The sequence below is a fragment of the Pseudomonas sp. Irchel s3b5 genome (assembly GCF_900187435.1).
GTDB lineage: Bacteria > Pseudomonadota > Gammaproteobacteria > Pseudomonadales > Pseudomonadaceae > Aquipseudomonas.
The window spans coordinates 42,612-54,402 of sequence record NZ_FYDY01000018.1; the positions used below are offsets into that span (position 1 = coordinate 42,612).

An 11,791-nucleotide genomic window follows, 5' to 3' on the forward strand; every position below is an offset into this window, starting at 1 on the left:
GACCGGTTGTCGTCAGCCAGAGACCTGTGTGCGCTTTTTCTGTTACACAGGCCTCTGGAAGGTGTTCGAAAGTCGGTAGCGAGTTCAGGCAGCATCCAAAGCGCTTGGGGGAGCGTGACCCCTCGGCTCCCGGTTCGATGCTGCATCACCGCTCGCCCCTTTCAGGACAGCTTCTAAGGAGCAGTCATGAGCTATGTGATCGACCGACGTCTCAATGGCAAGAACAAGAGCACGGTGAACCGTCAGCGGTTTCTGCGGCGTTACCGTGATCACATCAAAAAGGCTGTCGAAGAGGCGGTCAGCCGGCGCTCCATTACCGATATGGAACACGGCGAACAAATCAGCATTCCCGGCCGCGACATCGACGAGCCGGTGCTTCACCACGGTCGCGGGGGCAAACAGACGGTCGTGCATCCGGGGAACAAAGAGTTCACCAGCGGCGAGCATATCGCCCGCCCACCGGGAGGTGGCGGCGGCCGCGGGCCTGGTAAGGCCGGTAACTCGGGTGAAGGGATGGACGAGTTTGTCTTCCAGATCACTCAGGAGGAGTTTCTCGAGTTCATGTTCGAGGATCTCGAATTGCCAAACCTGGTCAAACGCAACCTGACCGGCACCGACACCTTCAAAACCGTACGCGCCGGGATCAGCAACGAAGGCAATCCGTCGCGGATCAACATCATCCGTACCCTGCGCTCAGCCCATGCCCGACGGATTGCGTTGTCCGGCAGCAGCCGCGCCAAACTGCGTGAAGCCAAAGAGGAACTCCTGCGACTCAAGCAGGAAGAACCGGACAACTTCGGCGATATTCAGAAAATCGAAGCTGAAATCGAAAAACTCAGTGCACGTATCCATCGCGTGCCGTTTCTTGACACCTTCGACCTCAAGTACAACCTGCTCATCAAGCAACCCAACCCCAGCTCCAAGGCCGTGATGTTCTGCCTGATGGACGTATCCGGCTCGATGACCCAGGCGACCAAGGACATCGCCAAGCGTTTCTTCATCTTGCTGTACCTGTTCCTCAAGCGTAATTACGACAAGATCGACGTCGTGTTCATCCGTCACCACACCAGCGCTCGCGAAGTGGACGAGGAAGAGTTTTTCTACTCCCGGGAAACCGGTGGCACCATCGTGTCCAGCGCCCTGAAACTGATGCAAGAGATCATGGCCGAGCGCTATCCGAGCAACGAGTGGAACATCTATGCCGCCCAGGCTTCCGACGGCGACAACTGGAACGACGACTCGCCGATCTGCCGCGACATCCTGATCAACCAGATCATGCCGTTCGTGCAGTACTACACTTACGTTGAGATAACCCCGCGCGAACATCAAGCCTTGTGGTTCGAGTACGAGCGCATCGCCGAAGCCTTTTCCGACACGTTTGCCCAGCAACAACTGGTCTCGGCCGGGGATATCTATCCGGTCTTCCGTGAACTCTTCCAGCGCAGGTTAGTGACATGACCGCCAAAGAGCAGAAGCGCCAACCCATTTCCACCGGCTCCGAATGGACGTTCGAGCTGATCCAGGCCTACGACCGCGAAATCAGCCGTATTGCGGCCGGCTACGCGCTCGACACCTACCCCAACCAGATCGAAGTCATCACCGCCGAACAGATGATGGACGCCTACGCCTCCGTCGGCATGCCGCTGGGCTATCACCATTGGTCCTACGGCAAACACTTCCTCAGCACCGAAAAATCCTACTCCCGCGGCCAGATGGGGCTGGCCTACGAGATTGTGATCAACTCCGACCCCTGCATCGCCTACCTGATGGAAGAAAACACCATCTGCATGCAGGCGTTGGTCGTGGCCCATGCCTGCTACGGGCATAACAGCTTTTTCAAAGGCAATTACCTGTTCCGCACCTGGACCGACGCCAGTTCGATCATTGATTACCTGGTGTTCGCCAAGCAGTACATCATGCAATGCGAAGAGCGCCACGGCATCGATGCGGTCGAGGACTTGCTCGATTCCTGCCACGCGCTGATGAACTATGGCGTTGACCGCTACAAGCGCCCTTATCCGATTTCCGCGGAAGAAGAACGTCGCCGCCAGAAAGACCGGGAAGAACACCTGCAGAAACAAATCAACGACCTGTGGCGCACCATTCCCAAGGGCGCGGACAAGTACAGCGACAAGGACAACGCTCGCTTCCCCGCCGAACCTCAGGAAAACATCCTGTACTTCATCGAAAAACACGCGCCACTGCTGGAGCCGTGGCAGCGGGAAATCGTGCGTATCGTGCGCAAGATCGCCCAGTATTTTTATCCACAACGCCAGACTCAGGTGATGAACGAGGGCTGGGCCACGTTCTGGCACTACACCCTGATGAACGACCTGTACGACGAAGGCCTGGTGACCGACGGCTTCATGATGGAGTTCCTGACGTCCCACACCAGCGTGGTGTTCCAGCCTGGTTTCGACAGCCCTTACTACAGCGGCATCAACCCCTACGCTTTGGGGTTTGCCATGTACCGCGACATCCGTCGCATGTGCGAAGAACCTACGGAAGAAGATTACCGCTGGTTCCCGGACATCGCCGGTACCGACTGGCTGGCAGCCATCAAGTTCGCCATGAGCAGCTTCAAGGACGAGAGTTTCATCCTGCAGTACCTGTCGCCCAAGGTGATCCGCGATCTGAAGCTGTTCAGCATTCTCGATGACGACCAGAAGGACGATCTGCTGGTGCCCGCCATTCACGACGAGGGCGGCTACCGCATCATCCGCGAAACCCTCGCGGCGCAGTACAATCTGGGCAATCGCGAACCCAATGTGCAGATTTACAGCATCGACCGGCGCGGCGACCGGTCCCTGACCTTGCGCCATCAACAACACGACCGCAAACCGCTGGGAGAGTCCACCGAGGAGGTGCTCAAGCACTTGCACCGCCTCTGGGGTTTCGATATTCACCTGGAAACCTTGCAAGGGGACCAAGTGATGAAAACCCACCATGTCCCCCCCAGGAACGAGCACAGCGAAGGCGATTACGGACGGCTGGATCTGGCTGTCATTCATCTTTGATCCTGTACCAGCCTCCGAAAGCTCGACGCAACGGTTATCCTGTCGAGCTAACGGAGGTTTTTTATGCGGATCTATAAAGTCGGCGGTGCAGTACGCGATCGCCTGCTGGGCATACCGGTCACTGACATTGACCGGGTCGTGGTCGGTGCCACTACCGAAGAGATGCTCGCCAAGGGCTTTCGCCCGGTGGGAGCGGATTTCCCAGTGTTTCTTCATCCCAAAACCGGTGAGGAATACGCCCTCGCCCGGACCGAACGCAAAAGCGGACGCGGTTACGGCGGGTTCACGTTCCACGCCAGCCCTGAAGTCACCCTCGAAGAAGACCTGATTCGCCGCGACCTGACCATCAATGCCATGGCCGAGGACGATCAGCAGAACCTGACCGACCCTTATCACGGTCAACGCGATCTTGAAGCACGTATTCTTCGCCACGTTTCCCCCGCGTTTGCCGAAGATCCGCTCAGGGTTCTGCGTGTTGCCCGCTTCGCCGCTCGTTATGCGGGGCTTGGTTTCACCGTTGCCCCCGAAACGCTGGACCTCATGCGCCAACTCAGTGAGTCAGGCGAACTGGAGGCGCTGACGGCAGAGCGGAGCTGGAAAGAAATATCCCGCGCACTGATGGAAAAACAGCCTCAGGTGTTCATCGAAGTTCTGCGTGCGTGCGGCGCACTGAACGTCTTGATGCCAGAGGTCGATGCACTGTTCGGCGTACCGCAACCGGAAGCTCACCATCCGGAAATCGATACCGGCGCACACACCCTGAGCGTGCTGGAACAAGCCGCAAAGCACCAACAACCGCTGACCGTGCGCTGGGCCTGCCTGCTGCACGACCTGGGCAAAGGCCTGACGCCGGAAGAAGAATGGCCCAGGCACATTGCTCACGAGTTCAAGGGACTCAAACTGATCAAAGCGGTCAATGAGCGCTTCAAGGCGCCAAGGGATTGCCAGGAATTGGCACTATTGGTGGGTGAATATCATACTCACGGTCATCGCGCCCAAGAGCTCAAGCCGTCGACATTGCTGGAGTTACTGCAACGCTTCGACGTGTACCGTCGTCCGCAGCGGTTCGAAGAGTTCATCGCTGCATGCGAAATGGATGCACGCGGACGCAAAGGGCTGGAAGAGAGAAGTTATCCACAGGCGGATTATTTGCGCGGGGCCGCAACAGCTGCTCGCAGCGTCGCGGTTCAGCCGCTGCTGGAGAAAGGCTTCAAAGGACCGGAGCTGGGTGAGGCAATCAAGCGCGAGCGGCTCAATGCGTTGAAGGCTTACAAAGAAAAAGCCTAAGCGGATCAAAAGATCGCAGCCTTCGGCAGCTCCTACAGGACGCACATCAATCCATGCAGGAGATGCCGAAGGCTGCGATATTTGTCATTACAGTAAATTAGAGGGTGTCAGTTGCTCACCACGCCACTCGAAAGCCACCGGCGCCAACACCTGATCAATCTGCGATTCATCCCACAGCCTGGAAAAACTTTTGCCTACTCCGGGATGTACACGATCCGGCGCAATCAAAGACAACGGCCACAGAACGAACGCATTTTTCAGAATTTCTGCCCGCGGCAAGATCAAACCGTCAAAATTCCCCACCAGATCACCGAACAGCAACACGTCGATATCCAGCGGCAAACCCCGGCGATCAGGCGCATAACGACCGTTATCCGCCTCGATAAACTTTAGCCGACGATCCAGTTCCATCAGTGGCAGATCGGTGTAAGCCGATACCACAAAATTGAAGAACGGCCCGCTCTTGATCCCGACTGGCTGGCTTTCGAAAACCGGCGAACAATGAATGTCCGCCAGAAACCCCGACAACGCCTCCAGCCCGGCAAGCAAATGGGTTTCGCGCTCGATATTGCTACCGAGCCCGAGGTACACCTGAGTCAGCGACATCCGCGCTCGATCTCCACACCCACACCACCCGTGGCAGCCGGGACCGCACCGGGCTTGGTCAGCTTGAGGCGCATCCAGGTGATCTTGAATTCGCTCATCAGCACTGCAACCAGACGCTCGGCAAAGGTTTCGACCAACTGAAACTGCGCCTGCTCGGCAAAGGCCTGAATGCGCGAGGAAACGCTTGCGTAGTCGAGCGCCAACGCCAGGTCATCGCCGGCAGCGGCCGGGCGATTGTCCCAGGCGAAGCTCAGATCAAGTCGCAAGCACTGTCGGATGCCTCGCTCCCAGTCGTAGGCACCAATCACCGTATCGACTTCCAGGCCCTCGATAAACACTCTGTCCAAGCACTTCTCTCCGCTACACGACAAGGGCGCAATGCGCCGTTAGAATCAGGGCGTCCTCGCCCGGAATAGTTAGCATGTTTTGGTTATTGGCGATCCTCGCCTACCTGCTCGGCTCTCTGTCCTTTGCCATTTTGCTCAGCCGCCTGACCGGTAACCCCGATCCGCGAATGAGTGGTTCGGGCAATGCCGGCGCCACCAACATGTTGCGCGTCGCAGGCAGGAAACTCGCGATCCTGACCCTGCTCGGCGACCTTTGCAAAGGCTTGCTGCCCGTACTGATTGCAAGCATTGCCGGGCTTTCACTGCAAGAGCAGGCATGGATTGGCGTCAGCGCCGTCATCGGCCATTTGTTCCCGGTGTACTTCCGTTTTCGCGGTGGCAAGGGTGTCGCCACTGCTGCCGGTATGTTGCTGGGCCTGTATCCGCCAGCAGCACTGCTGGCGGTCTGCGCCTGGCTGCTGACGTTCTATCTGACCCGCACCAGCTCCCTGGCCGCCTTGATCGCCACACCGCTGACCCTGCCGCTGCTGGCCTGGCAAGAGCCGGCAGCGCTGCTACCCATGAGCGCACTCACCGCACTGATCGTCTGGCGTCATCGCGGTAATCTACGTGACCTGTTTGCCGGGCGCGAACGGCATTTTTAAATGCCGCACGTGAGCGCCGCTCATCACAGCGCCGACAATTGCTCCATCGGCCAACGCGCCTGCACGCTGATTGCCAGGCTCTCCTGCTGACCGGCCTGCAAGCGCTGGCAACCGGCAAACGCGATCATCGCGCCATTATCGGTACAAAACTCAGGGCGAGCATAAAAAACATCGCCCTTCATGTCGCCGAGCATTTTTTCCAATGAAGTACGCAGAGCCTTGTTGGCACTGACGCCCCCAGCGATCACCAGACGCTTCATGCCAGCCGCTTTGAGGGCACGCTTGCACTTGATGGTCAAAGTCTCCACCACCGCCTGCTGGAACGCCAGTGAGATGTCGCAACGGGCTTGCTCGCCGTCGTCCCCGGCGCTGACGCACTGTTGCCAGGTATTCAAAGCGAAGGTTTTCAAGCCACTGAAGCTGAAATCCAGGCCCGGGCGGTCGCACATCGGACGCGGGAACACGAAACGTCCTGCAACGCCCTGCTCCGCCAGACGAGCGATCTCCGGTCCACCAGGATAATTGAGACCCATCATCTTCGCGGTCTTGTCGAAGGCTTCGCCTGCCGCGTCATCCAGGGTTTCGCCCAGAAGCGTGTATTGACCGATTCCGTCGACCTGAACCAGCTGCGTATGACCGCCCGACACCAACAAAGCGACGAACGGAAATTCCGGCGGTTTTGGCTCCAGCATCGGCGCCAGTAAATGGCCTTCCATGTGGTGCACGCCCAGCGCCGGAATACCCCAGGCAAAGGCCAGCGCCTGGGCGCAGGAAGCCCCCACCAACAAGGCACCAACCAGGCCAGGACCCGCGGTATAAGCGATCGCGTCGATCTCGGTCGGCACGCAGTCCGCCTCGGCCAACACCTGACGAATCAAGGGCAGCATGCGCTTGACGTGGTCCCGCGAGGCCAGCTCCGGCACCACGCCCCCATAGGCACGGTGCAGGTCGATCTGACTGAACAGCGCGTCGGCCAGCAAGCCGCGTTCACTGTCATATAATGCGACACCAGTTTCGTCGCAGGAGGTTTCTAATCCCAGTACTAGCATGGGTTTGCGCCTTGTTTAGGCTGAATTCGAAGGCGCGCATAATAGTCGTCGCGTGATGCCCCGACCAGCGGTTTTCGATCAGAGGCTTTGCATTCCGAGCGATGAGGGGTTAACATCCGCAACCCTTAAAAACCGACGTCTTCAAGTGCTCTTTTGCCGCGAGGATGTTGACCCCGGTAATGAATGAAGGTAGCTCTGGATGCCAGCCGTCAAAGTAAAAGAGAACGAACCCTTCGACGTAGCTCTGCGTCGTTTCAAGCGCTCCTGCGAAAAAGCCGGTGTACTGGCTGAAGTTCGTAGCCGCGAATTTTACGAGAAGCCAACTTCTGAGCGTAAGCGCAAGGCAGCAGCCGCTGTTAAGCGTCACGCCAAGAAAGTTCAGCGCGAACAGCGCCGCGCCGTTCGTCTGTACTAATACACAGACGATCGTAGCAAGCTTCTGCCAAGCCCGGCCCTCAGCCGGGCTTATGGCATTTGCGTAAAACGCTTGATGCTTCACTGTCGAAGCCGCAGACGCGACCGAGACAAATCTGCTTCACCGCGTCAGACCTGGCTCTTTTGCCAGCGGTGCACGTCTTTTCTGACGAGCCTTTCAAGGCTACTGACGAGCACACCCACTGATTCCTCTCACGACGATCAGCCCAAGGCACCTGCATGCGTGCCAAATTGTGAGCTATCCGAGACCATTGATTGGTCGCAGCCGGATTCAGCGCAACATTTTCAAACCGTCGAATACTGATTGGCACTAACGTCAGTGGATTTTCGGCAGATACACTTCCCGACAGCGAATACGCAGACGACACTGGTCGAGCCGCACATCTTCCGCGCCTCACACAATGACCCGCGTTCGGTCACCCTTCGTTTCGGGCTCCTATCAGCGCAGATGACGAGAACGCCATGGCCGGGCTAATTCCCCAGAGCTTCATTGACGACCTTCTGAACCGCACCGACATCGTCGACGTGGTCAGCTCGCGCCTGCAACTGAAAAAAGCCGGCAAGAACCACACCGCCTGCTGCCCGTTCCATAAAGAAAAAACACCCTCTTTCAGCGTCAGCCCCGACAAACAGTTCTATTACTGCTTCGGTTGCGGCGCGGGCGGCAACGCCCTTGGCTTCATCATGGACCACGACAACCTGGATTTCGTCCAGGCTGTCGAAGAACTGGCCAAAGCGGCCGGCATGGAGATCCCCCGCGAAGAAAGCGGGCGGCCGCACAAGCCACGGCAACCGACCGATTCGCCGCTGTACCCGCTGCTCAGTGCCGCCGCCGATTTCTATCGTCAGGCCCTCAAAAGCCATCCATCGCGCAAAGCCGCCGTGGACTACCTAAAAGGTCGCGGGCTGACCGGTGAAATCGCCCGGGACTTCGGCCTCGGCTTTGCACCACCCGGCTGGGACAACCTGTTCAAGCACTTGAGCAGCGATACCCTGCAACAAAAAGCCATGATCGATGCTGGCTTGCTGATCGAGAACGCCGAAACCGGCAAACGCTACGATCGCTTTCGTGATCGCGTGATGTTCCCGATCCGCGACAGCCGCGGCCGCATCATTGCCTTTGGTGGCCGGGTACTGGGCGATGACAAACCGAAATACCTGAACTCCCCGGAAACCCCGGTCTTCCATAAAGGTCAGGAACTCTATGGCCTGTATGAAGCGCGCAAGAACAACCGCAACCTCGACGAAATCATCGTCGTCGAAGGCTACATGGACGTCATCGCCCTCGCCCAGCAAGGCCTGCGCAATGCCGTCGCGACACTGGGCACCGCCACCAGCGAAGAGCACTTGAAGCGATTGTTTCGCGTCGTGCCCAACGTGCTGTTTTGCTTCGACGGCGACCAGGCAGGCCGCAATGCCGCCTGGCGAGCGCTGGAAGCAACGCTTCCGAGCCTTCAGGACGGGCGTCGTGCCCGTTTTCTGTTCCTGCCCGAAGGCGAAGACCCGGATACGCTGGTTCGCTCCGAAGGCACCGATGCCTTCCGCGCCCGGATCAACCAGCACGCGCAGCCATTGGCAGATTATTTTTTCCAGCAACTGACGGAAGAAGCCGACCCGCGCTCGCTCGAAGGCAAGGCCCACATGGCCACCCTCGCCGCGCCGCTGATCGACAAAGTCCCCGGGGCCAACCTGCGCATCCTGATGCGTCAGCGCCTGAGCGAAATCACCGGCCTGAGCGGCGAAGCGGTGAGCCAGCTGGCCCAAAGCGCCCCGCAGGAAGCCCCACCGGCCTACGATCCGGGTATCGATTACGACGCGATGCCCGATTACAGCGACTATCATCAGCCGCAGGCGCAGGAAATGTATGTGCCGCAGCAGGAATGGACGCCGAAGAAACCTGGTGCAGGAGGCAAGAAATGGGACAAGAAACCCTGGGACAAAAATGGCAAACGTGGCGGTGATCGCGATCAACCTCGCGCCCCGCGGGTGCCTGCCGCTGTAGAGCCGCCAACCCTCGCCGCCTTGCGCACGCTGCTGCATCACCCGCAGTTGGCGGAAAAAGTCGAGGACGCCGGGCACTTTGCCGCCGAGGACCACACCAACACGCAATTGCTGGTGGCGCTGCTCGAAGCCGTGCAAAAGAATCCCAAGCTAAACTCAATTCAGTTGATCGCACGCTGGCACGGCACGGAGCAAGGTCGCTTGCTCAGAGCCCTGGCGGAAAAGGAATGGCTGATAGACGGAGATAACCTTGAACAACAGTTTTTTGACACCATAACTAGCTTGTCAGCGCGCCAACGCGAGCGAAACCTGGAACAACTTCTCAGGAAAGCACGTCAAAGCGAACTGACCAGCGACGAGAAAAATCAACTGCGCGACCTATTAAGTCGCAATGTTTCCGCATCAAGCCCGACCTCAACTGGCGCGTGAGGTCATAGCTCAGGTATAATCCTCGGCTTGTTTTTTGCCCGCCAAGACCTTCAGTGGATAGGGTGTTATGTCCGGAAAAGCGCAACAGCAGTCTCGTATCAAAGAGTTGATCACACTTGGTCGTGAGCAGGGCTACCTGACTTACGCGGAGGTCAACGACCACCTGCCGGAGGATATTTCAGATCCGGAACAGGTGGAAGACATCATCCGCATGATTAACGACATGGGGATCAACGTATTCGAGGTTGCGCCAGATAAGGATTCCCTTATGCTGGCCGACGCCGATACCGACGAAGCGGCGGCCGAAGAGGCAGCTGCTGCGTTGGCAGCGGTCGAGACCGACATTGGTCGCACTACCGACCCGGTGCGCATGTACATGCGCGAAATGGGAACAGTAGAGCTCCTCACACGTGAAGGCGAAATTGAAATCGCCAAACGTATTGAAGAGGGCATCCGTGAAGTGATGGGCGCTATCGCGCACTTCCCTGGCACGGTTGATCATATTCTCTCCGAGTACACCCGCGTTACCACCGAAGGTGGTCGCCTGTCTGACGTCCTGAGCGGTTATATCGACCCGGACGACGGCATTGCGCCGCCGGCAGCGGAAGTGCCGCCACCGGTCGACGCGAAAGCGGTGAAAGCGGATGACGACACCGACGACGATGAAGCCGAATCTTCCGATGACGAAGAAGAAGCCGAAAGCGGTCCGGATCCGGTCATCGCTGCACAGCGCTTTGGTGCTGTCGCCGATCAGATGGAAATCGCCCGCAAGGCGCTGAAAAAGCACGGTCGCAACAACAAGGCAACGATTGCCGAGCTATTGGCCTTGGCCGAGCTGTTCATGCCGATCAAACTGGTGCCGAAGCAATTCGAAGGCCTGGTCGAGCGTGTTCGCAGTGCCCTGGATCGCCTGCGTCAGCAAGAGCGCGCAATCATGCAGCTGTGCGTTCGTGATGCACGCATGCCGCGTGCCGACTTCCTGCGCCAGTTCCCGGGCAACGAAGTTGACGAAAGCTGGAGCGACGCTCTGGCCAAAGGCAAAAGCAAATACGCTGAAGCCATTGGTCGCTTGCAACCGGACATCGTCCGTTGCCAGCAGAAGCTGACCGCGCTGGAAACCGAGACCGGCTTGACGATCGCCGAGATCAAGGACATCAACCGTCGCATGTCGATCGGTGAGGCCAAGGCCCGCCGCGCGAAGAAAGAGATGGTTGAAGCGAACTTGCGTCTGGTGATCTCGATTGCCAAGAAGTACACCAACCGTGGCCTGCAATTCCTCGATTTGATCCAGGAAGGCAACATCGGTTTGATGAAAGCGGTAGACAAGTTTGAATACCGTCGCGGCTACAAATTCTCGACTTATGCCACCTGGTGGATCCGTCAGGCGATCACTCGCTCGATCGCCGACCAGGCCCGCACCATCCGTATTCCGGTGCACATGATCGAAACGATCAACAAGCTCAACCGTATTTCCCGCCAGATGTTGCAGGAAATGGGTCGCGAACCGACCCCGGAAGAGCTGGGCGAACGCATGGAAATGCCTGAGGACAAAATCCGCAAGGTATTGAAGATCGCTAAAGAGCCGATCTCCATGGAAACCCCGATCGGTGATGACGAAGACTCCCATCTGGGCGACTTCATCGAAGACTCGACCATGCAGTCGCCAATCGATGTTGCCACCGTTGAGAGCCTTAAAGAAGCGACTCGCGAAGTACTGTCCGGCCTCACTGCCCGTGAAGCCAAGGTATTGCGCATGCGTTTCGGTATCGACATGAATACCGACCACACCCTCGAGGAGGTTGGTAAGCAGTTCGACGTGACCCGTGAACGGATTCGTCAGATCGAAGCCAAGGCGCTGCGCAAGCTGCGCCACCCGACGAGAAGCGAGCATTTGCGCTCCTTCCTCGACGAGTAAACACAACCCCCCGGCCCAGGCCGGGGGTTTTGTTTTGTGCAGATAAATCCCCGCGCCTCCG

General features: G+C 58.2%; 10 protein-coding genes. 7 read left to right on the top strand and 3 right to left on the bottom strand.

What is annotated here, in order from left to right; translation table 11 throughout:
• Positions 1 to 186: 186 nt before the first annotated feature.
• The 3 genes from CKW15_RS18450 to CKW15_RS18460 all read left to right on the top strand — a co-directional run bounded on the left by CKW15_RS18450 (position 187) and on the right by CKW15_RS18460 (position 4,304).
• Entirely contained in the window at positions 187 to 1,458 is a 1,272-nt protein-coding gene (locus tag CKW15_RS18450; protein ID WP_007947798.1) for a YeaH/YhbH family protein, read from the top strand.
• Positions 1,455 to 3,017 (top strand): SpoVR family protein, encoded by a 1,563-nt coding sequence (locus CKW15_RS18455; protein ID WP_095060335.1) that lies wholly within the window; start codon positions 1,455 to 1,457, stop codon positions 3,015 to 3,017. The genes CKW15_RS18450 and CKW15_RS18455 overlap by 4 nt, the downstream gene beginning before the upstream one ends.
• A gap of 63 nt (positions 3,018 to 3,080) precedes the next feature.
• Positions 3,081 to 4,304, top strand: a complete 1,224-nt coding sequence (locus CKW15_RS18460; protein WP_095060337.1) for a multifunctional CCA addition/repair protein — start codon at positions 3,081 to 3,083, stop codon at positions 4,302 to 4,304.
• Positions 4,305 to 4,391: 87 nt separating this feature from the next.
• Here the strand turns inward: CKW15_RS18460 and folK are convergent, their stop codons facing one another.
• Positions 4,392 to 4,910: a 2-amino-4-hydroxy-6-hydroxymethyldihydropteridine diphosphokinase gene (folK, locus tag CKW15_RS18465; protein ID WP_095060339.1), complete on the bottom strand. Its 519-nt coding sequence runs from the start codon at positions 4,908 to 4,910 to the stop codon at positions 4,392 to 4,394.
• Positions 4,901 to 5,257, bottom strand: a complete 357-nt coding sequence (gene folB / locus CKW15_RS18470; protein ID WP_095060341.1) for a dihydroneopterin aldolase — start codon at positions 5,255 to 5,257, stop codon at positions 4,901 to 4,903. Before folB ends, folK begins: the two co-directional genes overlap by 10 nt.
• 74 nt (positions 5,258 to 5,331) lie before the next feature.
• Between folB and plsY the strand changes: the two genes are divergently transcribed.
• A complete protein-coding gene (plsY, locus tag CKW15_RS18475) occupies positions 5,332 to 5,901 on the top strand; it encodes a glycerol-3-phosphate 1-O-acyltransferase PlsY (protein ID WP_095060343.1) in 570 nt (189 codons plus the stop codon).
• Between the two features lie 23 nt (positions 5,902 to 5,924).
• Here the strand turns inward: plsY and tsaD are convergent, their stop codons facing one another.
• Positions 5,925 to 6,950 (bottom strand): tRNA (adenosine(37)-N6)-threonylcarbamoyltransferase complex transferase subunit TsaD, encoded by a 1,026-nt coding sequence (gene tsaD / locus CKW15_RS18480; RefSeq protein WP_095060345.1) that lies wholly within the window; start codon positions 6,948 to 6,950, stop codon positions 5,925 to 5,927.
• 199 nt (positions 6,951 to 7,149) lie between these two features.
• On the opposite strand from tsaD, the gene rpsU reads away from it, so the two are divergent.
• The 3 genes from rpsU to rpoD all read left to right on the top strand — a co-directional run bounded on the left by rpsU (position 7,150) and on the right by rpoD (position 11,730).
• Positions 7,150 to 7,365: a 30S ribosomal protein S21 gene (gene rpsU, locus CKW15_RS18485; protein WP_002551877.1), complete on the top strand. Its 216-nt coding sequence runs from the start codon at positions 7,150 to 7,152 to the stop codon at positions 7,363 to 7,365.
• A gap of 482 nt (positions 7,366 to 7,847) precedes the next feature.
• Positions 7,848 to 9,815, top strand: a complete 1,968-nt coding sequence (dnaG, locus tag CKW15_RS18490) for a DNA primase (protein ID WP_095152559.1) — start codon at positions 7,848 to 7,850, stop codon at positions 9,813 to 9,815.
• Positions 9,816 to 9,882: 67 nt separating this feature from the next.
• Positions 9,883 to 11,730: an RNA polymerase sigma factor RpoD gene (gene rpoD, locus CKW15_RS18500; RefSeq protein WP_095060349.1), complete on the top strand. Its 1,848-nt coding sequence runs from the start codon at positions 9,883 to 9,885 to the stop codon at positions 11,728 to 11,730.
• Positions 11,731 to 11,791 lie beyond the last annotated feature (61 nt).

What these genes read in the sequence shown, in the direction of transcription:
- CKW15_RS18450 (WP_007947798.1), top strand. Translation starts at nt 187, where the DNA reads ATGAGCTATGTGATCGACCGACGTCTCAATGGCAAGAACAAGAGCACG.
- CKW15_RS18455 (WP_095060335.1), top strand. Translation starts at nt 1,455, where the DNA reads ATGACCGCCAAAGAGCAGAAGCGCCAACCCATTTCCACCGGCTCCGAA.
- CKW15_RS18460 (WP_095060337.1), top strand. Translation starts at nt 3,081, where the DNA reads ATGCGGATCTATAAAGTCGGCGGTGCAGTACGCGATCGCCTGCTGGGC.
- folK (WP_095060339.1), bottom strand. Translation starts at nt 4,910, where the DNA reads ATGTCGCTGACTCAGGTGTACCTCGGGCTCGGTAGCAATATCGAGCGC.
- plsY (WP_095060343.1), top strand. Translation starts at nt 5,332, where the DNA reads ATGTTTTGGTTATTGGCGATCCTCGCCTACCTGCTCGGCTCTCTGTCC.
- tsaD (WP_095060345.1), bottom strand. Translation starts at nt 6,950, where the DNA reads ATGCTAGTACTGGGATTAGAAACCTCCTGCGACGAAACTGGTGTCGCA.
- rpsU (WP_002551877.1), top strand. Translation starts at nt 7,150, where the DNA reads ATGCCAGCCGTCAAAGTAAAAGAGAACGAACCCTTCGACGTAGCTCTG.
- dnaG (WP_095152559.1), top strand. Translation starts at nt 7,848, where the DNA reads ATGGCCGGGCTAATTCCCCAGAGCTTCATTGACGACCTTCTGAACCGC.
- rpoD (WP_095060349.1), top strand. Translation starts at nt 9,883, where the DNA reads ATGTCCGGAAAAGCGCAACAGCAGTCTCGTATCAAAGAGTTGATCACA.